17 protein-coding genes are annotated in these 22,157 nt (G+C 43.6%); 8 read left to right on the top strand and 9 right to left on the bottom strand.

All coding sequences use genetic code 11. From position 1 onward, the window contains the following. Window positions 1-961: 961 nt before the first annotated feature. The 3 genes from V7K97_RS11670 to V7K97_RS11660 form a co-directional block, all read right to left on the bottom strand. Window positions 962-1,072: a hypothetical protein gene (locus V7K97_RS11670; RefSeq protein WP_334801070.1), complete on the bottom strand. Its 111-nt coding sequence runs from the start codon at window positions 1,070-1,072 to the stop codon at window positions 962-964. 364 nt (window positions 1,073-1,436) lie between these two features. Continuing rightward, complete coding sequence (locus V7K97_RS11665; RefSeq protein ID WP_334801069.1) at window positions 1,437-1,640, bottom strand: hypothetical protein; 204 nt, start codon at window positions 1,638-1,640, stop codon at window positions 1,437-1,439. A gap of 358 nt (window positions 1,641-1,998) precedes the next feature. After that, entirely contained in the window at window positions 1,999-4,407 is a 2,409-nt protein-coding gene (locus V7K97_RS11660) for a GH116 family glycosyl hydrolase (protein ID WP_334801068.1), read from the bottom strand. A 160-nt stretch (window positions 4,408-4,567) separates the two neighbouring features. Between V7K97_RS11660 and V7K97_RS11655 the strand changes: the two genes are divergently transcribed. The 3 genes from V7K97_RS11655 (at window position 4,568) to V7K97_RS11645 (ending at window position 5,791) form a co-directional block, all read left to right on the top strand. Continuing rightward, window positions 4,568-4,858, top strand: a complete 291-nt coding sequence (locus tag V7K97_RS11655) for a type II toxin-antitoxin system Phd/YefM family antitoxin (protein WP_334801067.1) — start codon at window positions 4,568-4,570, stop codon at window positions 4,856-4,858. Then, window positions 4,842-5,000 (top strand): hypothetical protein, encoded by a 159-nt coding sequence (locus V7K97_RS11650; protein WP_334801066.1) that lies wholly within the window; start codon window positions 4,842-4,844, stop codon window positions 4,998-5,000. The genes V7K97_RS11655 and V7K97_RS11650 overlap by 17 nt, the downstream gene beginning before the upstream one ends. 317 nt (window positions 5,001-5,317) lie before the next feature. Continuing rightward, entirely contained in the window at window positions 5,318-5,791 is a 474-nt protein-coding gene (locus V7K97_RS11645; RefSeq protein WP_094328674.1) for a hypothetical protein, read from the top strand. 268 nt (window positions 5,792-6,059) lie between these two features. On the opposite strand, the gene V7K97_RS11640 is transcribed toward V7K97_RS11645, so the two are convergent. Beyond that, the gene (locus V7K97_RS11640; RefSeq protein ID WP_334801065.1) at window positions 6,060-6,395 is read right to left on the bottom strand and encodes a CU044_2847 family protein; all 336 of its coding nucleotides are present in this window, start codon (window positions 6,393-6,395) and stop codon (window positions 6,060-6,062) included. A 72-nt stretch (window positions 6,396-6,467) separates the two neighbouring features. Between V7K97_RS11640 and V7K97_RS11635 the strand changes: the two genes are divergently transcribed. The 3 genes from V7K97_RS11635 to V7K97_RS11625 all read left to right on the top strand — a co-directional run bounded on the left by V7K97_RS11635 (window position 6,468) and on the right by V7K97_RS11625 (window position 12,274). After that, window positions 6,468-10,688 carry an nSTAND1 domain-containing NTPase gene (locus V7K97_RS11635; RefSeq protein ID WP_334801064.1) on the top strand — a complete coding sequence of 1,407 codons (4,221 nt, stop codon included), beginning with the start codon at window positions 6,468-6,470 and terminating at the stop codon, window positions 10,686-10,688. Window positions 10,689-11,303: 615 nt separating this feature from the next. Next, complete coding sequence (locus tag V7K97_RS11630; protein WP_334801063.1) at window positions 11,304-11,900, top strand: transposase; 597 nt, start codon at window positions 11,304-11,306, stop codon at window positions 11,898-11,900. A 272-nt stretch (window positions 11,901-12,172) separates the two neighbouring features. Further along, window positions 12,173-12,274, top strand: a complete 102-nt coding sequence (locus V7K97_RS11625) for a DUF1902 domain-containing protein (protein ID WP_334801062.1) — start codon at window positions 12,173-12,175, stop codon at window positions 12,272-12,274. A gap of 220 nt (window positions 12,275-12,494) precedes the next feature. Here V7K97_RS11625 and V7K97_RS11620 read toward each other — a convergent pair whose 3' ends face one another. From V7K97_RS11620 to V7K97_RS11610, 3 genes are all read right to left on the bottom strand, one after another. Further along, complete coding sequence (locus V7K97_RS11620; RefSeq protein WP_334801202.1) at window positions 12,495-15,083, bottom strand: chloride channel protein; 2,589 nt, start codon at window positions 15,081-15,083, stop codon at window positions 12,495-12,497. A 286-nt stretch (window positions 15,084-15,369) separates the two neighbouring features. Further along, complete coding sequence (locus V7K97_RS11615; RefSeq protein ID WP_334801061.1) at window positions 15,370-15,537, bottom strand: hypothetical protein; 168 nt, start codon at window positions 15,535-15,537, stop codon at window positions 15,370-15,372. Between the two features lie 146 nt (window positions 15,538-15,683). Further along, window positions 15,684-16,436, bottom strand: a complete 753-nt coding sequence (locus tag V7K97_RS11610; RefSeq protein ID WP_334801060.1) for an Npun_F0296 family exosortase-dependent surface protein — start codon at window positions 16,434-16,436, stop codon at window positions 15,684-15,686. 830 nt (window positions 16,437-17,266) lie between these two features. Between V7K97_RS11610 and V7K97_RS11605 the strand changes: the two genes are divergently transcribed. Continuing rightward, entirely contained in the window at window positions 17,267-20,287 is a 3,021-nt protein-coding gene (locus V7K97_RS11605) for a UPF0182 family protein (protein WP_334801059.1), read from the top strand. 43 nt (window positions 20,288-20,330) lie between these two features. Continuing rightward, a complete protein-coding gene (locus V7K97_RS11600; RefSeq protein WP_334801058.1) occupies window positions 20,331-20,513 on the top strand; it encodes a hypothetical protein in 183 nt (60 codons plus the stop codon). 76 nt (window positions 20,514-20,589) lie between these two features. Here V7K97_RS11600 and V7K97_RS11595 read toward each other — a convergent pair whose 3' ends face one another. Beyond that, window positions 20,590-21,057, bottom strand: coding sequence for a hypothetical protein (locus tag V7K97_RS11595; RefSeq protein ID WP_334801057.1), 468 nt, complete (start codon window positions 21,055-21,057; stop codon window positions 20,590-20,592). Between the two features lie 86 nt (window positions 21,058-21,143). After that, entirely contained in the window at window positions 21,144-21,446 is a 303-nt protein-coding gene (locus tag V7K97_RS11590; protein WP_334801056.1) for a hypothetical protein, read from the bottom strand. Window positions 21,447-22,157: the final 711 nt, after the last annotated feature.

The following is a 22,157-nucleotide window of genomic DNA, read 5'->3' as shown; positions in this document are numbered from 1 at the left end:
GCGCCATTCGTATTTATACGATTTTTTGTCTTTAATGTCATCTCCTAAATTAGTAGATTTATAAGTGAAATTTACTGAAGCATTCCTATACTTACGTGCGGATTGTGCAACTTTTAGTTTTGTCCCCTCTTTGCTAGTTTATGAGGGGTCTTACCCCTCAGCCGGCATCAATTTAAAACCTTTATTATTGTCTAGTCACTAGAAAATATTACCATTAACTATCATGTAAAACAACTTCTAAAAATAATAGAAAATAGAGAGCGAAAACGTTCAGAGCCATAGTGTTGAACATACTTTTTAGGTAAGTTCAATTAGATAATTATATTTATTACCCTTGTATTTCTTGATTTGCCAGAAATACAGCTTCAGCGTATCTAAATGAAATCGCTGTAAACTGATCGTGAATATTTCATGATTATCAGTCAGTAATCATAAATAGGCCAGTTATGAAATAAAATTACTGGTTAGCGGTAATATTAATACAGCAATCCTAAATCATTCGTGGAAAATTAGATACCCGACTTATCGAAGAAGTCGGGTATCTAGATGTCACACATTTTCACAACTCATTTAGGATTGCTATATATATGGTTTTAATGATCGTCAACTAAGTAAAGTAAAACAACCATGAATGCATGCTTTTACTAAAAAATATGTGGCAGAGTACGGCACTAAACCCAATCAAATAGTAATTCTATAGCAGATATATAAAGTTGAAATTAAAAATGCAGTGTTAGCAAGTTTTCCGTAGGGTCTAAAAGTAGGTCATAAGCTGTGCAGCTAGTTTCAAACTCTGGACGCGAAAGCCACGCTTTGCATAAGTCTGGATCAGAAATCAATACTGCGATATGCGATCGCCTTTAACTCTCCAAACAACTAGATAATGGATTACTTGCCAATAAGCTATCGATGGGTTATAATATGAGTCCAGCTTGCTAAGACTGCCCTCACTGATAGCGCTTCATAATCCCGAAGTTTGGGCTGCTCCTGCTAAAACCTGGAGAGATGCACCTGTATCTAAGTTAGGCAAATTGTAGAGGTTTAAGCATAAGCCCCAGTATTGGTTAATCATTGCCAAACACGGAGCGCCGCAATCTGATGACCTTTGCTGTTGAATAAAAGAATAAGCACGTCATAACCTAGCTTTTGATTGTGAACGTAATGTGGGAAATATTAGCAATATTTATAGCTAAAGCTAGTAATATTTGCATTTTTTGAAACAGTAGTCTTGAATTCTCAATCCTTCAACTCTTACCATTACTGAAATTTTCCTTCGCTTCCGGAAACACTCGAAAAATAAAATCACAAATCTAGCCTCTGCTTTCTCAGATTAAGACGGGCTAAGTTTGGCAACGCCCATACTAGAGTTTGGTAGGGGTAGCTCTATACCCTAGCTCTTACAAGGTGGGTAAAAATTTTGGTCAAAGAATCCCTCTTTACTCTGTGTTCTCTGCGCCTCTGTGGTTAGATAAATTACTTTTAAACCACAGAGGCATCTGACTTTTCACATTGTATGGAAAAGCCCATGAAAGAATGCCACTAAGAAAAGATACAGCCCTTGCTCTAGGCTGGGAACCCATTCTGAGGGGGCTGCCGCCTCCAGTAGCTTGACAAGAGGCAGCAGCCCATTCAAAATACATTCCCAGCCTGGAGGCTGGGAACGAGACGACACAAGCCTTTGGGCTTTTCTTAGTGCCATTCGCCCATGAAAGACCTAACCCCCTAGCCCCCTTCCCGACACGGGAAGGGGGAAAATTCAAAGTCTCTCTGCTTGTAGGAGAGAGATTTAGAGAGAGGTTTTCCAGATACCGTGAAAAGTCAGAGAGGCAATAGAGTTGCCAGTGCGCCCTTGCGGTTCCTCCGGGGATCTTGCTCCCCCTGCGAGAAGCAACTGGCGCAGCGCAGAGGGGAAATCAGAGATTTTCTGAGTCACCTTGAAAGGGCTACTGTATACCCCTACGTGTGTTGCATCAAAACCAGAACTGCTTTGATAGCCAATCAATTAATAACTAAGTAAATTCCCCAAATCGCCATTGGCCGTAGGTAAGTGCTAGCGCGAAAAGTACCAGTTGCGGTGATGGCTTCAGGTGTGCGAAATTGCAGGCCATTGTCATAAATTTGCTGCACCACAGCTTGTGTCAACCTCAAGGCTTCATCCTTCATTCCCATCTGCACGAGAAAAGCCGCCAACCCAAAGTTTATCCCTGTCCAAACTTCTAGGGGATGAGTCGCTTTGGGGTTTTCTGGTGAACCGTCAGGACGAACACCATTAGCGGCACCAAATTCACCATTGCAGAATTTCAAAAAGCAAGCATCATAAACAGTTTTCAGGGCAGAAAGGGCGCGATCGCTCGGTACAATATCAGGTAAGTCCAGCAGACGAGTATAAAACTGTCCACACAATTGATCTGCCATTACCACATCAGAACCACTTTCACTATCAAGTTTGTAATATTGCCCATTCCAGAGTTTTTCTTGGTAAATAGGCAGAGATTGTTGTAACCAAGTTTCATAGATGGATTTTTGCAGCGCCAACTCTGCTGTGTTACCTGTGTGGTAAGTTAATAAAATATCGCTGATGGCGATCGCAGCCTCCAACGCCGCTAACCACAATCCACCACAATAAGCGCTGACACCTTGTAACCGCCAATCATCAAAGGTTTGATCGGGCGCACCAGAATTTTCAGGAATCCCATCGCCATCAAGGTCAAAAGTTTTCAAGTAGTCGAGGGTTTGAACGATGGCATTCCAACAATCTGCCAAAAATTCTACATCGTCAGCACCCGTGAGCAGAAAATCTCGGTATACTTGCAAGACAAAATCACTACCTAAATCTTTCCACAAATTGCAGTCTTGATAGCTGGTGTAGTTGGTTTTCTCCCAGACGTGTTCATTGGGTGCGCCTAAATCGTGGGGTGTTGCGCCGGCGATTTTGCGAACGGCGATGGGGCTTTCTGCCTTAATTGTCATATAATAGCCAATGATTCGGGGAGTATCATCACCTTGAGGAATCGCCCGTGCAAATGCCCGAATCACGGATTTTTCTAATTCTGGAAATAGCATCAGCAGGGCAAAAGAGCCATACAACCGCACATCTAGACTTTCATACCAACGGTAATCTAGGCATTCCAGCACCGCAAACTGACCGATGGGATCAAGTTCCGATGCTGCACTCCAGAGAGTACCGCCGCTAGTGAGGTCGTAAAGCTCATTAAATAGAGCCATTTTAAACCAGTTGGGTAAATCTTCCCGGTCGAGAATGGGTTTTTGCCAAGCTTGAATTTGCGATCGCCAACTTTGATATTCTTGTAACGCAGTCGATGCCATCGCCCAAGCATTATTTCCACTTTTATCGAAAAAGTCTGTATATCTGCGGTAATAGTTAACTCCAGCCGCAAATTCTGTGATGGGTAAATCCCAAGCGAGGACAAAGGGGATTTCGAGAGTTTCCCCTGGTTGGAGAGTGAAACGGATTGCGATCGCCGCCCCTAGTTGTGTATTATCTGTTGCTGGAGTCGGATCTAAATAATTCGGCAAAGAACCATCTTTAGTAAAACTTTGCCATATTTCCTCACCCGTTCCTTCAGGATTCCACCGACTGTGGTGAAATACTTCCACTTGGGGATGTTTCAGCGTCGCCATACACCAAGTTCCATCACCTTCTTGCAAAGGTTCATCACTACCAACTCGACCTAAAACACAGCCAAACTGTTGTGTATTTTCAACTATCTGGTTATAGTTTCCTTGACTTTTGCCCCAGCGCGGTTGGTATTCATAAACCGGACTACCATCATCGCGCACCCGCACTTCGGGAGATTTGAGAGCGTTTGTAAACCAGCCCACCATATTTTGCCAAGTGAGCATAATGCCCAGAGTAATCGGTGCATCTGTGGGGTTGTGAGCATTCCAGAGGAATATTGCCACTGGGTAGCTAGTTTCTTGATAATTCCCTGCCCAGACTGGGGAAAACTGCTCACAAGTCAACTGTGCTTGGAAAACATTTTCGTACACAAACCAGCTACGTGGGTATAGCGCGTGATAATTTCCTATCCCCTCTGTGCCGGGAAGTGTCGGATACCATTGCCAAGCCTTAAGAGTGTCATCATCGGACGCTTGGGTTGATAAAGCATAGGTTTGGGAAGATGTACCATTAGATTCAAACACACTGAATTGGCAGGCGGGAACGTTTTTGAAGGTATGTTCACCGCCATCGATGTGCCACAGGTTAAAATCTCCCCGTGAAGAACGACCGATGCAACCTGCACCAAAGCCACCTAAAGGCATACCATGCCAAGGACCATCATCGATATTACTTGCGTAGCGGACGGTATAAGGTTTGTCCCAGCCTAAGCCGATGGGACGGCTCCAAGTGCAAGAGGGAATTTTCAAAGAGAGTTGATTTGTCATCGCCTGATTTTACAGCGTGCGGTTACGTCAATGAAGACTAGCGCGATGTGTGATTTTTCTCAAGTAAAACGCGGTACTGGCGTAACAATTAACTTTGTACTGGACGGAAGCTATTGAGATAGCATTAAATTGAGTGCAATTGTAATGCATAATCAACGCTATGCTAAATATTAGTCGAGACATCCATTCACTCTCTAGCTTTAAACGCAATACGTTGGAATTCCTACAGCAGATGAAGCAGACAGGAAAACCCGTAGTGCTGACAGTTAATGGCAAAGCCGAACTTGTGGTTCAGGATGCAGAGTCTTACCAAAAACTGCTGGATGCATTGGAAAGATTGGAAGCAATCGCCGGAATTAAGCAGGGACTTGAAGATGTAGAGGCTGGTAGAACCAGTACTATTAGCGAGTTTGAGCAAGAAATGCAGCAAAAGTATGGCATTTCAAGTTAGGGTGACTCAGACTGCAAAAGCTGAAATTGATACTGCTTACTCTTGGTTGAAAGAGCGCAACCCAGTTTATGCGGATAAATGGTTTCGGGAGTTGATGGATAGTATTGCTATCTGCAAGAAAAGCCTCTACGTTGCGCTCTAGCTCTAGAAAATGATGCACTAACTGAAGAAATCCGTCAACTTATTTACGGTAAGTCAAGAAATAAGTACCGAATTTTGTTCGTTATTCGGGAAGATACTGTTTTTGTGCTTCATGTACGTCACAGATCGCAAGCTCCACTGATAGGCGAGGAAGTTGACGAGGAAGAAGAATTTTGATTGTTAAAAACGTGGCGTGCGTAGCCGCTTTTCGTAGACATCGCTCACCCTTTGAACGGGGAATTTTTATTGGTGTAATTGAAATTCAACTTGTATATCTGGGCACTCTAAAGTTAAGCAACGTACTGGAGACTAATTTTTATGTCCACAGCCCCAATTAGTGCAACACTAGCGCAATCAGAGAGAGATGCTGTGTTGCAAGCGATCGCCACAATTAAAGAAAAACTACCATTTTTGATTGATTTAACTAACGAGGAACGCAAAGCTTTACCCAAGATGGGAGATAAAAGCCGCGCCTTTGTCAGCAAAGCATTAGAGGTGGCGACACAGAACCCAGAGTTTTTACCGCGATCGTTTGACCTGGATGAAATGCGGAAGGATGTACAATTGTTTGAGGCGTTGTATCCAGTATTGCTGTCGCTGTCACAATTCCATGAATTGGTGGATGATACATTTTTAGCAGTGGGTAGTGAAGCTTATGCAGCTGCATTGCAGGTGTATACTTATGCCAAAGCTAGTGGACAAGGCGCTGGTTTAGAGACAGTAGTTGAGGAAATGGGGCAAAGGTTCGCCCGTAAATCTCGGAAAGTCAAGCCTCAAGCAGCAGCGTTGTAGAAAATAACTCAGTGATTGCACTTCTAAGGTGCAATGTTGAAGCTCAGAACTCGGATGTTAAAGTAAATTACTCGGCGTTCCGAGTTCTGAACTCGAAGCTTCACCCTCTGAACACGAAATTTCGAGATAAGAACACGAAACTTCGTGCTTTAAACAGCAACATCCGAGATCCAAAGGCGATCGCTTACCCTTTGAACACGAAACTTCGTGCTTTGAACAGCAACGTCCGAGATCCAAAAGTGAATGATGGTGAGTTTAGGGCGTAGAGTTATGGTTTTTTCTGCGCCAAGTTATACTTAACCTCAATTTCAAAGTTACTCTCAGCCGAACCCTCAGTTAAAAAGGGAATGCCAGTTTTACCACCCAGCTTGATGCCAAATTTAACTGTTATCTCCTCAGCGTCAGGTAAATTCTTGAATGCACCAACCGCTAACTTGGCATAATCACGAACTTTGTTTTGAAATTCTCTGATATTAACCGTAGGTAAACCATCACGGTATCCTGGTTCTTCTTCTTCTGGAACCTCTGCGGCTGTGTTTGATTCCACATAGATTTCGTACTCTAGATCATCTTCTTTGACAATCAGGCGTTGCACTTCTGACATCTGTAGCCTCAGTTAATGTTTGAGTTGTTACTCTTGTAATATTACGTAAAAACAGATACCTGATTAGACGCTATGCCTCGATATGCCCTGGTGATTGGCATTGCTAAGTATGACAATTTTACAAACCTACCAAAAGCTGTCAACGATGCAGAAAAAATAGCAGAGTTGCTGCGTGAACTTGGTAGGTTTGATGTTCAGCCGTTACCGGGTAAGCTAATCGAGGGTGAAAATCGCTGGCAAGTCACACCGGATAAAAAGTTAATTGGTAAAGAACTCGGTCAAACACTGAGAACGTTTCTACTGGAGAAGGCCAAAGGTAGTGATGCACTGATTTATTTTGCCGGACATGGCTTTGAAGCACTCAGCAACACAGGTGAACCGAAAGGCTTTTTGGCAACTTCGGATTGTAATAAAGTAGATGGACAGAATGCGATCGCCTTTGATGATCTCAACACTTTAATTGCTAAATCTCAACTCAGCAGCTTAGTAGTATTGCTGGATTGCTGCTATGCGGGGTCTTTATTAGAGAAGAGTTTTATCAAGTCTGGTTTCTCTGTTTTCAACAGCAAACAAGACTACAGCTTAATTACAGCCTCTCGTGCCTTTGAAAGAGCGCGTGAAGATGCAGAAGGCGGGATTTTCACCAAAGCTATTCTCAAAGGACTTGCTGAGGATAAAGCTGATGAAGCTACCGGGGAAATTAATGTCAATGACTTGATCGGCTTCATTTCACGGAAACTCAAGCAGAGTGGACAAGAACCTATTTACATGGGCGGTGGTAGGTCAATTCCTTTGGTTTGGTATCCACCCAAGAATTTAGTAGTTATTACACAAGTACTTGACGAATGTCCCTATCGGGGACTAGAAGCTTTTGACAAGCAACACGCAAAATTCTTTTTTGGTCGTAAAAAAGTAGTTAACGATATTCAACAGAAACTCGACTTGGCTAAATTTGTCCCCATCATTGGCGCATCGGGGAGTGGTAAATCTTCAGTAGTGCGGGCGGGTTTGATTCCACAATTAGATGATAGTGAGTGGCAAGTCTTAGAACCAATTAAACCAGGATTTGAACCTTTAATTAAGTTGCGTGGAGCTTTTCAACAATTTTTTGCAGGGGCTAATAGAGAGAAGCAACTGAAGGATTTAATTGACAATGAGCAGAATAATTTATCTGCAATTCTCAAAAATATCCCTAGTTCAGTAAAACTTTTATTGGTAGTGGATCAGTTTGAGGAAGTATTTACTGGCGGTGCTAGTCAGCAAGAAAAGCAGAGATTTATTGACTTACTGACTCAGGTAGTAGAGATTACCGATTCGCGGTTAGCAGTTGTGATTACCATGCGAGCGGATTTTCTCGAACCCTGTTTGCAATATCCCTCCCTGACTCAGTTAATTCAAACCCAGGCAGTTTTTATGCCACCTTTAACCGGAGTTGATTTAAAGGATACGATCGCCGAACCAGCCAAACTTCAAGGTCATAGTGTTGAAGAAGGGCTACTACTGAAGATTTTAGAAGATGTGAAACAAGAACCAGGGTTTTTGCCTCTGTTGGAGTTTGCTTTAACCAAACTCTGGGAGAAACGCGATCGCAATCAACATCAACTCACCCTAGAAGAATATGAAAAGTTGGGAGAATTAACAGGGGCGTTGAATCTCCATGCAGAAAATGTTTATCTTTACCAAGATTATGAGGAGGAATTGCCAATCCAAAAACGCACTCAGCAGGAGAAAGAATGGATTGAGCGAATTTTTCTGCGGTTATTGCGAACGGGAGAGGGGGAAAAAGACACCCGACAGCGCCAACCAAAAGTCACACTATTAAATATTGCAGGTGATGACGCCAATCAGCAGCAAGAACTTAGTGAGTTGCTAGATGGGGAAGCGGGATTAGTTAAGGGACGCTTGTTGGTTACAGGGAAAGATGAACAAGGAAAAGCTTGGATTGATTTAGCCCATGAAGCTTTAATTGAAGGTTGGCAGCAGTTTGCCCAGTGGCGACAACAAGACCGAGATTTGCGGCGGTTGAGCGATCGCTTAGAAGATACCCGGCGGGAATGGTTAAACAAAAGGCAGGATGACAAATATTTAATGCAAGGGGGATTGCTGGCGGAAGTGAGGGATAGCTGGCAACAATTGCAGCCCAATTTGCAATCACCCCAAGAAGATGAGGATTTTTACCAGCGCAGCGATGCCCATGAAAAAGACCGCATTGCTGAACTGGAAACGGCACTCACTGAATCACGATTGCGAGAGAAAGCCGCGAGGGTAGAGAATTTATTGCCTTTCCAACCCCTAGATAGTCTAGTTTTGGCAATTCAAGCTATGGGTGAGAATCAAGAGAAACTACCCCAGCAGATTCTCGCACCAGTTCAGAACAGTTTAAATCAGGTGATGAATAAAGCAAGAGTCTCCATTCCTTTGCATGGTCATGAGGATTATGTCAATTCTGTCGCCATCAGCGCCGATGGGCAGACCATTGTCAGTGGCGGTTTTGACCGGACAGTGCGGTTGTGGAACTTGCAGGGTCTTCCCTTAGCTGAACCATTCCGTGGTCATCAGGATTATGTCTCTTGTGCCACCATCAGCGCCAATGGGCAGACCATTGTCAGTGGCGATCGTGACGGCACAGTAAGATTGTGGAACCGCCAAGGTCTTCCCTTAACTGAACCTTTGCGTGGTCATGAAGGTGATATCAATTCTGTCGCCATCAGTACTGATAGACAGATGATTGTCAGTGGTGGTGATGACGGCACAGTGCGGTTGTGGAACTTGCAGGGTCTTCCCTTAGCTGAACCATTGTGTGGACATAAGGGTGATGTCAGGTCTGTCGCCATCAGCGCCAATGGGCAGACCATTGTCAGTGGCGGTTTTGACCGGACAGTGCGGTTGTGGAACCGCCAAGGTCTTCCCTTAACTGAACCATTGCATGGTCATGAACGTGCTATCAATTCTGTCGCCATCAGCGCCGATGGACAGATGATTGTCAGTGGTGGTGATGACGGCACAGTGCGATTGTGGAACTTGCAGGGTCTTCCCATAGCTGAACCATTTCGTGGACATAAGAATGATGTCAAGTCTGTCGCCATCAGCGCCGATGGGCAGACCATTGTCAGTGGTGGTAGTGACCGGACAGTGCGGTTGTGGAACCGCCAAGGTCTTCCCTTAGCTGAACCATTGCGTGGTCATGAGCGTGCTATCAATTCTGTCGCCATCAGCGCCGATGGGCAGACCATTGTCAGTGGTGGTTTTGCCCGGACAGTGCGGTTGTGGAACCGCCAAGGTCTTCCCTTCGCTGAACCGTTGCGTGGTCATGAAGGTGAAGTCATTTCTATCGCCATCAGCGCCGATGGACAAACCATTGTCAGCGGTGGTGATGACGGCACAGTACGGTTGTGGAACCGCCAAGGTCTTTCCTTAGCTGAACCATTGCGTGGTCATGAGGATTGGGTCAGGTCTATTGCCATCAGCACTGAGGGGCAAACGATTGTCAGTGGTGGTGGTGATGGCACAGTACGGTTGTGGAACCGCCAAGGTCTTCCCTTGACTGAACCATTGCGTGGACATGAAGGTGAAGTCATATCTGTCGCCATCAGCACTGATGGGCAGACCATTGTCAGTGGCGGTCGTGACGGTACAGTGCGGTTCTGGAATCACCAGGGTCTTCCCTTGGCTGAACAATTGCGTGGTCATGAGGGTGAAGTCATTTCTGTTGCCATCAGCACTGAGGGGCAAACGATTGTCAGTGGTAGTGATAATGGTACAGTACGGTTGTGGAACCGCCAAGGTCTTCCCTTAGCTGAACCATTTCGTGGACATGAGGATTATGTCTGGTCTGTCGCCATCAGCACTGATGGGCAGACGATTGTCAGTGGTGGTGATGACGGCACAGTGCGGTTATGGAATCGCCAAGGTCTTCTCTTAGCTGAACCATTGCGTGGACATGAAGGTGATGTCTATTCTGTCGCTATTAGCGCCGATGGGCAGACAATTGTCAGTGGTGGTGATGACAGCACAGTGCGGTTATGGAACCGCCAAGGTCTTCCCTTAGCTGAACCATTGCGTGGACATGAGCATTATATCAGGTCTGTGGCCATCAGCGCTGATGGGCAGACCATTGTCAGTGGCGGTCGTAACGGTACGGTGCGATTGTGGCGTGGTGGCTGGCGTGGATGGTTGCAAGTCTGTTGCGACAGGTTGCGCTACCATCCCATCTTCACCAATCCGCAAACAGAGGAAGCAAAAGCCGCTTGCGAAGTCTGCCGTAAATATGTTTGGAGTAAAGAACATGGGTAGGGGCACGGCAATGCCGTGCCCCTACAATAGTCTGTACTTATTATCTCCACCATTTAGGCTCAGAACTCCAGTTTTCACCTTCAGAACTGGGAACTTCAACCTCTGAACTCGGAACCTCGACCTTTAAACCCGGAACTTCGACTTTTGAACTCGGAACTCCGACTTCTGAACTCGGAACTCCGACTTCTGAACTCGAAACTTCGACCTCTGAACTCGGAATTTAGACCTTTGAACTCGGAACTTCGACCTCTGAACTGCAACAACCGAGATCCAAAGGTGAATGCTGGTAATTCAAAGGCGAATATTTTCCTTATTATTCCATCTTTACAAACCTGCAAACTAAAGCTACCACAAATATCTTGCGTAGGGGCACAACAATGTTGTGCCCTGATAGAACTGTTCACCCCAGCCAAGAATTTATTTGTAATTTCCCGTAAAGGAATTAGTATTATTCAAATTTAATATGCATCGTGCCAAACAATATTGTTTATCGTTGAGATGCCAAATGGGTTGGAGGGCACGGCATTGCCGTGCCCCTACGTTGTGTATATGGGTGCAAATAAAAATCATCGATTAAAATAAACACATATTGCTAATAACTAAATATAAAAATTCATGGCTTATGATCCACAAATACATCATCGCCATTCTATTCGCTTGAAAGGGTACGATTACACCCAACCTGGCGCATATTTCGTCACCATTTGCACCAAAGCGCGGCAATGTTTATTTGGTAATGTGGTTAAAAGCGAAATGCAATTAAATTATTTAGGTCATATTGCCTTCAACTACTGGCAAACAATACCCGCTCATTTTCCCCACATTGAATTAGATACTTTTGTAGTCATGCCTAATCATCTACACGGCATCCTAATCATCACCGATAAACCTGTAGGGGCACAACATTGTTGTGCCCTCAATCAACATCTTGACTGCAATACAGAAAAATTCGGTAAACCTGTACATGGTTCTATTTCTACAGTTATTCGTAGCTACAAAGGTGTTGTCACCAAACGCATTAATATAATTTGGCAGACCAAAGGACAATCAATCTGGCAACGCAATTTTTATGAACACATTGGAAGAGAGCAAAAATCTCTAGATAATATCCGAGAATATATTTTAAATAATCCCCAGCGTTGGGCAGACGATCCAGAAAACCCGCAACATAATTTTGACGATGGAGATTTCCTGTTTGACATCCCTTTTTGATTTCAAACCTTGTGTTATGTCATAAATATCAATTCGCGTTGGGATGGAACGCCTGGTAGGGGCACGGCATTGCCGTGCCCCTACGATGATCTAAACTGGAACTACGTTGTAAGCACTCAATGATGGCACAAATCACATTTAAGGTTGAAGCATTTTGGGATTCAGACGCAGAAGTTTGGGTATAGCGGTTCTCGTTTACGTGAGGTACACCCGTAGGGGCACGGCAGTGCCGTGCCCTTACACCTTGCGATATAATCTTGTACCGCATCTAAATGGGAACTGCTATAGCAACTAGTGATGACGTACCTGGATTAGTAACAGAAGCTTCTACGATTAAGATTCTGACGCAAAAGCTGCGAGAAATAATTCCATAACTGCTCATCCTCAACAAAATTGTCCCTCCATCATGAAATCTGGTACAGTCCAATCACGGTTCGTCGGTTTGTTGTAGACGGAACCATCAAGTCACGCCATACCGCCAACGGAGTTTAGCCAACTTCTACTAGTTCAGTAATAAATGGTATCTCGGTTTAATTGTGGGAATAGCGATCGCTTTTTTCCAACTATTGAAAGCGAAACCAGACCCTTGGGTAATTAAGTTTTGATCATGATAACTGTACAATTACTTTTTCGAGAAATATTCTCGGCAATATTTCCTTGAATCACCTGTTGCAGCAGACTTTCACGGCTAGCTCCCAGAACAATCACATCACTATTATCAAGTTCTGCACACTTAAGAATAGCCTCAGAAACAGAATTGGCACTAACTGGAGTAGCGATCACTTTACCACTAACTCGGCGTTGGAGAAAGTGGACAGATTTATCTAGTAATGTTGTGTCAGTAATGGAGTTAGTAGGCTGGAAAACCTGACATAGCTTGATTTGGGGTGATGTACTTAAAGAAGCCAGAGCAGGTAATAACTGAATTGCTTGGCTGGAGTTAGGGCCGCCTGCCATTGGCAACAACCAACGATCAAAAGCTCTTTTATCATCCAATTTAGCCAAGATAACATCACAACCTGCCTGTCGAATTACGGTATCCACCACTCGGCTGAAAACTCTACCAGGAGTTAAGGTAGTGCCTTTCCAACCCATTAGCACCAAGTCAATGTGTCGATCTTTGACAGTCTCCAAAATTGTCCCAGCAACATTATGGGCAACTCGGATCTGGGTGTGAACTGGAATCCGCGAATTCTCTCCTAACACTATTGCCCGTTGCAAAAGTTGCAGACTTTTGCTGATTTGCACTGGTGTTTCCGATGGGATGCGGCTAGACGGAATAATAATCACTTGTAGGCATTCTATTTCGTAATTGCGATCTTTGGCGATCGCAAATGCCATTTTGAGTAAAGTCTCGGCTGTCTCTGGATGTGAAAGTGGTATTAGTAACCGTCCTTTGCCTGTAGCCGGAGCGCGAGTTTGGTAAATCACATAAGAAGGTTCTGATTTCGGTTCTACCTGTTGGGTATTGCCACTCAGTCTCTCTGCTTCTACGCGGATAATATCACTGCGGGTAATAATTCCGATTAACTTGCGACCTTCTGTAACAGGCAAGCAGCTCAGGTTATAACGATTGAGTATGTGCAGTACATAAGCCAGTGTAGCCGTAATCCCGACTGTTACTGGCTCTGGTGTCATAATCTCACTGATACTCGTATCTCCACCTAACTGTTGCGAAGCAATATTAACTAAATCTTTTTGAGTGATAATACCAACAACTTTACCATTTTCTAAAACTGGGAAGTTGCGATGGTGAGAGTCAGAAAATGCCTGTACAGCTTCATCAGTACTCATTTGACTGGAGAGAGTTTCGACACGCCGTTGCATCACATCTGCGGCACTCAGTTGTGCTAGAATCCCTTCTGTACTTGGCTCTTTGGTGATGTGAATCCCTTTCCACTCTAGTAAAAGGTCGTAGAGCGATCGATGGTCAATTTTTTCCGCTACTAAATAGGCAACCACAGACGCAATCATTAGCGGTAGCACCAGATTAAAATCTGTTGTCATCTCAAACACAATGACAACTGCTGTAATTGGTACCTTAGAGACGGCGCAAAAAAAGGCAGCCATGCCCACATGAGCATAAGTTGTTGCAGCACTCATTCCCAGCAAGCTGTGTTCGGTAGCACCTACTAAGTAGCCAAGGGCAGCTCCTAAGCCCAGAGTGGGAACTAGTAAACCTCCTGGCGCTCCAGAGCCGTAGGTTAAAATAATTAGGGCAAACTGAACCAAAAAAGCGATCGCTGCAAATGACCAGTCAGCACTGCCTACAAGTAAAATTTCTCTCAGTCCAGCATGATCGCGAAAGGCAACAGGTAATAAAGCGATCGCCAGACCACTGACTAACCCAACAATTCCAATTCGCCAGGGTAAACTCAAGCTTACCAGACGACGGTTAAATGCCAGACTCGCAAGCACACTTTTATTGAACAGAATGCCTAGAAGTCCTGCCAGGAGTCCCAAAATCAAGTAGAAAGGGATTTCTTGAGCAAAGAAAGTTGTATGTGAAAATGCTAAAGTCTGGTTTAGATCCAGGCTGTGACTACCATAGAGCCGGGAGATCACTGAAGCGATGAAGGAAGCCAAAATCGCAGTGCCAAGGGTGATACCTGACACATCTTGCAGTAATTCTTCAACTACAAAAAGAACACCGGCAATAGGTGCATTAAAAGCCGCAGCTAACCCAGCCCCGGCTCCGGCGGCGATCAGTTGGCGACGATGCTCTGGTGAAGTCGGTACCCAGTTACTAAGTTGATTTGCCAAGGCTGCCCCAATTTGGACAGTTGGTCCTTCCCGTCCCAAAGGCATTCCCGAACCCAGTACTAGTGTAGCGCTGATCAACTTCACCAAAGCAATCCGCAGATTTAAGGGCATCGGCACACGAGCCAATACCGCTTTCACTTCCGACATCCCACTACCTGATGCTTCTGGTGCAAAGCGTTCTACTAGCCAACCAGCTAAGATTCCTCCTACTAGTCCAATACCTGGTAGCACCAAGTAGGCAGGCCAAAGGTAAGAAACACGTACTCGCCATGCACCAGCCCAATCCACCGCCTGTCCTAACAGAACTGCCGCTAGCCCAGAAACTAGACCAATCAGGCAAGCTTCCACGAAAGCCAAACGTCTGGGTCGAAGCATCTGACGGGAAAGCCTCAACCACAGAATTTTACCCTTGGCTAACATATTTTTAGCAATCACTTGTCATCAATGAAGGTATATAAGTGTCTGAAATGTCTTACCGTTCACCCTATCCATAGCGTTTCACAAAAAAATGAAATCAGCATAAAATTTTTCTATGCCTAAAGATAGATATAGGACTACTATTTGATTTTTGAACAGATACGTAGGGTGCGTTAGCGACAGCGTAACGCACCATTCTTAAGGATTTGGTGCGTTACGCGAAACGCTAACGCACCCTACAAATACTACTAAAGATATATACAGTATGTATCGATCACTGACAAGCTTTTTAGGGTAATCGGCTTAGTCTTGCAGAGTCAGCGTGAGTGTAAAGGTACTGCCAGCTGACTTTGTACTTGAATACTACCTTGATTCTGGCGATCGCGCTTGCGAGTCCTAATCCTAATTCATACTCACCAGCTTGCTTATTTATCTTAACCAGTGTGCTTTTACCCATTATTGACCAAAATATGAACCGTAACCTGACCAAAAGTTAACGTAAAAGCAAAGCGAAGGATTTTGGAGCTCCTTCGCTACATAATATAAGAATATAAGAACGGTTTTAGACAAAGTTTGATTAAATCACCTCAGCTAAACTTTTGTTTAGGCAGATTTCGTGGCCTGTGACAATTTTTTATTCTGACGTTTGTACATAAATAGCCCAGCTAAAGCTAGCATACCAAAAGTAAGACTTGGTTCAGGCACAGTTTCAACACGAAATGTATGGTTGTCACTTTCAAAACCGCCACCGTCTGTCTGAGAAATTACAATTTTATTAAAGGTATCATCCGTACCTTCTGAGAAAAACTGAAAGAAGCCATTCATTTGGTCACCCTGTTGGGGAGCTGCAACAGTAGCCATTGAATTTAATATATTATATGTTAACTCTTTGACTAAAGTGGTTCCGTTGAAGAATTGCAAAGTGTTGCCTACGCTGAGAGCGCCTGCATCAAAACCGAAATAAGTGAAAGTATTATTGCCCTGAGCTTGAATAGTGACATCACTATCAGAGAAAACTGCTAAATAATCACTTTTATTGACTTCTGCGTTAGCGCCGGAAGGTGCCCAAACATCTGAGTAAATACCAGTTTGACCAGAATAAGCTGTCGTGGAATAGCTACCTTGAGAAAAAGAATATTTTACTAGGTCATTGCCTGGTACTTCCCCATTATTAAAATCAAAGGTTGTATAACCATTGCTATTAACATTATCAGAAAAAACACCTTCATTTACATCTGTAGCTTGGCGGTAAGATCCGGGATCGTATGTAAATGAGAAAGCATCTGCTGAAGCAGCATAACTAACAGAAGCAATTGTAGAGAGAGCAGCGATTAAAGCAATTTTATTGAAAAACATAATTCTTGTAGTAGTTGCAGTTTTTTCTTCCTTCTTCAGTAAGTATCTGATCTATTTACTACTAAATCACACAGTAAAATCACTAGATATATGTCTAATGCTCAAAAAAGTAGGTTGAGTAACTTTTTAAAGAGGTTTCAGGTTAAACAAGTCACTTATACTGAGAGAAAAATGAAGATAATGTCTATGCTTGACAAACAATTATGAAATTTTCGTGAGAAGAGATACTTTACATCAAGAAACTGTATTTTTATTCTTGCTCTCTTTAAGGAAAGATGAAGATTACAGATATTAAGTAGGTAGGCGAGAAAATTTATCAGTATGTCATTGTGTTCGCCCCTGGTGTTCCCGTTGGCGTAGCCTCTCCAAGAGTTGGGTACATGAAGCGAAGTGAAGCAATTGCAAGGGTTTTGAGCAACAGAATAACTTTGTAAAAAAAAGCTCGCTTCTTAGGTAAGGGACTGACAAATAAAAAAATACTCAAAAAACTGGTGAAAAAACTCTCTCCTCCTTATTTCTCTGTGTTCTCTGTCTCTAGAGTGGTAGCCTGCGGCAAGCCGCTTTGCGTCTACGTTTATTTGGATAATTCATTTCTTTGAAGTCCCTAAATGAAATTATCAAATGAGGTAGGGATAAGTATATTGACTGAATAAAGTCTAGGTTCAGGCTGCCCTCTGTCTGAAAATGGAGGAAAATTTCATTGAGTCTGCGAACCCACAGCGTTGCTGAATTCAGCTATTGTGGAAAGTAGTAATAATTTTTGGAAAAGTAATCAAATACTTTCCTTAATGCAGTAAGGTTTGCTTTGCAGATAGTTTGGCTGCCACGGAATGTATTGGAAATGGGGCTTTAGACTATTAATTGTATTCTTGGGGCTGTGGCTACTCCTGGATCTGGGTTCCCGCCTGGGAGCAGAAATTTTTTGGTTTCAGGAAGTCGGCTACCTCCAAGTATTTCTGTTGAGGCTGTTGACTCGCGGTATTTTGTGGGTAGTGGTGGCTGGGATAACTGCTACCTATCTACTGCTAAATCTGGCTCTAGCACAACGGCTAAAATATTCCCAGTCTTTCAAGATTGAGTCAGCAGAACTCAACAGTGAATTAACAAATTTTCTCAGTCCTAATTATCCAAGACGCAACGAAACCCAGATACTTGCGCCGCAAGGCTTTCAATCATTAAAATTGCGCTGGTTATTACCCTTAACTGTGGTACTGAGCTTGTTGATCGGGTTAATGCTGGCTCACTATGGTCAAATTGCTTTTTTTTACTGGCATTCTCCAGTTAATAACCCTATTCTACCCATTCCTGCCCTATTTCGACCGGAGACAATCTGGCAACTTTTGAGGCAAATTGTCTCTCAAGTCTGGTATCTCGGTTTAATTGGAGGAGGAGCGATCGCAATTTTAATCTATCCCCAATTTTTATTAACTGCGATCGCAATTCTCTTTAGTCCAATTTTTGCCTTCATCCTCTTCCAACACTGGCCAAAGGTGCTGCAATATTTCCACCCTACCCTTTTCAACAGCACTGAGCCTTTATTTGGTCAAGATATCAGCTTTTACATATTTTCACTACCATTTTGGGAACTCCTAGAATTCTGGCTGATGGGATTATGTTTGTATGGCTTCGTCGCTGTTACTCTCACTTATCTCCTGTCGGGGAATAGTTTGAGTCAGGGAATTTTTCCCGGTTTTTCGCCCCAGCAGCAGCGTCATTTATACGGTATGGGTGGCTTGTTGATGGTGGTGGTGGCTCTGAGTTATTGGCTAAGTCGCTATGAACTCGTGTATTCTAGCCGGGGAGTAAGTTATGGTGCCAGCTATACGGATGTCACAGCCCAATTGCCAGCTTACACCATCTTGTGTGTGTTGGCAGTTGCGATCGCCTATTACCTAATCTGGCGAACACTTTTCTGGAAACCCAAATCTCAGTATCGTCCCTTGGTATTTTACGGTTTGGCGGTTTATTTAGTAATGGTTGTAGCCGCTAACGTTGTTCTCCCTGTTGTGGTGCAATATTTAATTGTCCAACCTAATGAATTGCAACGAGAGCAACCCTACATTCAGCGTACTATCGCCTTGACTCGCCAAGCATTCGATCTAGATGCGATCGATGCCAGAACTTTCAACCCGCAAGGAACCTTGACTGAAGCTGATATTCAAAAGAATGACTTGACAATTCGGAATATTCGCCTTTGGGATCAGCAACCACTATTACAAACCAACCGCCAACTGCAACAAATTCGCCCGTATTATCGGTTCCCCGATGCCGATATTGATCGATATACTCTAGTAAAAGATATCACTTCCCGCAGACCATCTGCCACCCAAAAGCCACCAGAATCAGTTGAACCAACAGAACGGCGACAGGTACTGATTGCGGCACGAGAATTAGACTACAGTGCAGTACCACAGGAAGCTCAAACATGGATTAACCGGCGTTTAATTTATACCCACGGTTTTGGGTTTACTGTTAGCCCAGTTAATACCGTTGGGCCGGGTGGGCTACCAGAATATTTTGTCAAAGATATTAGCGGTGATACTAGCGCCCTCACAACTTTTAGCGAAGCCATTCGGCAAAGTATTCCCATTGGACAACCCCGGATTTATTACGGTGAAATTACGAATAATTATGTCATGACTGGCACAAGAGTTAGAGAGCTAGATTATCCTAGTGGTAGTGACAATGTTTACAACTCTTACGATGGTCTGGGTGGCGTTGAAATCGGTTCAGCATGGCGGCGCTGGCTATTTGCGATGTATTTGAAAGATTGGCAGATGTTGCTGACGCGGGACTTTTTGCCAGAGACAAAGGTGCTACTCCGGCGAAATGTCAAAGAAAGAATTCAAGCGATCGCACCTTTCCTCAAGTTTGACAGCGACCCTTATTTAGTCGCTGCTGCTGCTAATCAAGATTTCCCCAGTAACCCCAGTTATCTTTACTGGATTGTTGATGCCTACACAACGAGCGATCGCTATCCTTACTCTGACACTGGTAGCGACGGTATCAACTACATTCGCAATTCTATCAAAGTAGTGATTGATGCCTATCACGGCACTGTTAAGTTTTATATTGCCGATCAGAGCGATCCGATCATTGCCACTTGGTCAGCGATATTTCCCCAAATGTTCAAACCACTCAGTACAATGCCAGTGAATCTCCGCAGTCATACTCGGTATCCGGTGGACTTTTTCAAAATTCAATCTGAGCGGTTGATGACCTACCACATGACCGATCCCCAAGTATTTTACAATCGGGAAGACCAGTGGCAAATCCCCAACGAAATCTATGGCAGTGAAGCCCGTCCGGTAGAGCCATATTATTTAATTACTAGTCTACCCACAGTACCCTTTGTTGACGTTCGCATCTCTGAAAGAGAAGCCTCTCGTAGAGAAGAATTTATCCTACTTTTACCCTACACTCCCAAACAACGGACTAATTTAATCGCTTGGTTAGCGGCGCGATCGGATGGCAAGAACTATGGTACGCTATTTCTATATGTTTTTCCTAAAGAACGCCTGGTTTACGGCCCAGAGCAAATCGAGGCGCGAATTAACCAAGACCCAGTAATTTCCCAGCAGATTTCCCTGTGGAATCGCCAAGGGTCGAGAGCCATTCAAGGCAATCTACTAGTAATTCCCATTCAGCAATCGCTACTGTATGTCGAGCCAATCTATCTAGAAGCCACACAGAATAGCCTACCGACTTTAGTCCGGGTAGTGGTAGCTTACGAAAACCGGATTGTCATGGCACAAACCTTAGAACAAGCCTTACAGGGAATCTTTAAACCGGAGGTTACACCAGCCCCTGCGATTATCCGTCCCTTTGAAGAAGCAGCCCCGCCAGGTTAAGCGATTTTCATAGTTCAACATATTTAGTACACACTAAAAGTTAATGGACATGGTACAAAGTAACCAACTAGAGATTTGCCACATTAGCCCGAAGGTGAGGCAGTTGATTCAAATGTACGCTGATGTTAATAACTGTAAGCAATCTGAGATGTTGGAGCGCATTGTTTTGGAGTGGAACGCCCAACAAAGCGAGAGCGAAAGACCGCCAGGAGACGAAGATGAATAGCTTTCTGCTACAATCCTTATTTGGCTTTTAGCGAGAGACTTTCATTAGGGATTACGAATTATTTTAATTTGGCTCTCTAGTTCAAGAAAAATTTTCCAGAGATTGGGTCTTGTTTGAGGGATTGAATAAAATCTCTCAAAGTGATCCTGCTGCCTGTTAAGGTGAATTGAGGAGTGCCATTTTGAGCAACGATTCTCACTTCACCGTCTAGGATCTGGATCTTATTTTTAATGCTATCCCATAGAGTATCGAAGCTTTGATCGTCGTTGCAACCATTGGCTTCAAGGAATCTTTGGCGCACTTCTGTTTTTACTGCTAGTGCTTCTGCTGCTTGAGTACGCGCCTCAAAGTGCTTAATTACATCTTCATAAGCACTTTCTCTCAGGGTTTTGTTTTCAGCCTGAACTTGCTGTAACTGAGTTTTTACGGCTTGCAGTTGGGAAGCTAAAGCTGTTGATTTATGGTATTCAAGTTTTAAGGCTTGCTTGGCATTGGCTAACAAAGTTTTATAATCTAGCTGATCTGGATTTTTTTCGGATTCCATTTTTATCTTCTTGATCAACAGATTTTTGCTGAGAAACTCTCGTCAGTTAGATGACAAAAAATGGCGAGAGTTTAGTAAATTATTAGTTATTTCACCAATAATGCTGATTCAGAGGTAGGATTCTCCTGGATACTACTCAAACAGGAACTAATGTGAGAACGGATAGCTCGTTCATAAACTCCAGTCTGTTGATTGCGTACCCCTACAGCTTGATATATTAAGCTAATTTCTGGAAATTCAGACCAATACATCAAAAAAATGTCTTTAGCTGGAGTAATAATTTCATAATTATTCTCTTGTCTTTTCTTTCTGAGTTTACAATTATTTAGTTGTAATTTTTGTCTGAATAGTTTTTCAAATTCTGGAATTAAATCTGAAGTAGTTTTCATGGGTTACACACGTTAAAACGTGTTAATGATGCAAAGACTATCTTGTGATATTACTAAGTATTACACTTCAGATACCTCTTACAATATAGTGTATCAGTTATTGGGTATTTGAGAAGGGGATTTAGAGGTTGGTGCAGCCTCAGAAGAGAAGCGGCTGTGCGATCGCGTCGATCTTTTATCGGGATTTTACTTAGCACAACTCTGCTATTTATCAAAAATTTGGGACGAAAACCCTGTCGTTCTACGACGGCTTTTGGTAAAATAACGGTTGTGGAAGGGTAATCAACCACTTAAAAAACCCGATTGCTGCCTAATACGCAGACGAGGCAGTGCGGTCTTGGGGTCTCCCCAAGTGGAGCAACTGCCGTGCTGTACCTTCTCCCAAGGGGAGACGCTACGCGAAGACAATTGAATCTAGGGGGTTCTACTTCGTAGTTCTAGTCTCACCTGGGAGTAGGTAAAAGATTTACAGGTACTAGACAACCGGCATTAAAGCCTCGACTGCGCTCGGCTTTAACATCAAACAAATTTTGCAGTAATGCAACTAGGGTAGGGCATACCCAAAGTTAACGCTTGAAGAGAGAACCACCTCTGGATTAGATAACGCAAGGAATCTAATTGAAGTGGACTCGTTGAATCAAGAATCCTCAACCGTCTGAGGAATGTCAATAACTTAATACTGACTATAACGGTTCTCAGTTGAGTCCAATA

Origin of the sequence: Nostoc sp., assembly GCF_036917815.1 — a bacterium.
In the GTDB taxonomy this organism is placed as follows: domain Bacteria; phylum Cyanobacteriota; class Cyanobacteriia; order Cyanobacteriales; family Nostocaceae; genus Nostoc.
The sequence above is the reverse complement of the archived record's forward strand: the minus strand, read 5'-3'. Positions and strand labels throughout refer to the sequence as shown.

Excerpts from the sequence above, each read along its gene's own strand:
- V7K97_RS11670 (WP_334801070.1), bottom strand. The coding sequence starts at position 1,072 with ATGATTAACCAATACTGGGGCTTATGCTTAAACCTCTACAATTTGCCT.
- V7K97_RS11665 (WP_334801069.1), bottom strand. The coding sequence starts at position 1,640 with ATGTATTTTGAATGGGCTGCTGCCTCTTGTCAAGCTACTGGAGGCGGC.
- V7K97_RS11660 (WP_334801068.1), bottom strand. The coding sequence starts at position 4,407 with ATGACAAATCAACTCTCTTTGAAAATTCCCTCTTGCACTTGGAGCCGT.
- V7K97_RS11655 (WP_334801067.1), top strand. The coding sequence starts at position 4,568 with ATGCTAAATATTAGTCGAGACATCCATTCACTCTCTAGCTTTAAACGC.
- V7K97_RS11650 (WP_334801066.1), top strand. The coding sequence starts at position 4,842 with ATGGCATTTCAAGTTAGGGTGACTCAGACTGCAAAAGCTGAAATTGAT.
- V7K97_RS11645 (WP_094328674.1), top strand. The coding sequence starts at position 5,318 with ATGTCCACAGCCCCAATTAGTGCAACACTAGCGCAATCAGAGAGAGAT.
- V7K97_RS11640 (WP_334801065.1), bottom strand. The coding sequence starts at position 6,395 with ATGTCAGAAGTGCAACGCCTGATTGTCAAAGAAGATGATCTAGAGTAC.
- V7K97_RS11635 (WP_334801064.1), top strand. The coding sequence starts at position 6,468 with ATGCCTCGATATGCCCTGGTGATTGGCATTGCTAAGTATGACAATTTT.
- V7K97_RS11630 (WP_334801063.1), top strand. The coding sequence starts at position 11,304 with ATGGCTTATGATCCACAAATACATCATCGCCATTCTATTCGCTTGAAA.
- V7K97_RS11625 (WP_334801062.1), top strand. The coding sequence starts at position 12,173 with ATGGGAACTGCTATAGCAACTAGTGATGACGTACCTGGATTAGTAACA.
- V7K97_RS11620 (WP_334801202.1), bottom strand. The coding sequence starts at position 15,083 with ATGTTAGCCAAGGGTAAAATTCTGTGGTTGAGGCTTTCCCGTCAGATG.
- V7K97_RS11615 (WP_334801061.1), bottom strand. The coding sequence starts at position 15,537 with ATGGGTAAAAGCACACTGGTTAAGATAAATAAGCAAGCTGGTGAGTAT.
- V7K97_RS11610 (WP_334801060.1), bottom strand. The coding sequence starts at position 16,436 with ATGTTTTTCAATAAAATTGCTTTAATCGCTGCTCTCTCTACAATTGCT.
- V7K97_RS11605 (WP_334801059.1), top strand. The coding sequence starts at position 17,267 with ATGTATTGGAAATGGGGCTTTAGACTATTAATTGTATTCTTGGGGCTG.
- V7K97_RS11600 (WP_334801058.1), top strand. The coding sequence starts at position 20,331 with ATGGACATGGTACAAAGTAACCAACTAGAGATTTGCCACATTAGCCCG.
- V7K97_RS11595 (WP_334801057.1), bottom strand. The coding sequence starts at position 21,057 with ATGGAATCCGAAAAAAATCCAGATCAGCTAGATTATAAAACTTTGTTA.
- V7K97_RS11590 (WP_334801056.1), bottom strand. The coding sequence starts at position 21,446 with ATGAAAACTACTTCAGATTTAATTCCAGAATTTGAAAAACTATTCAGA.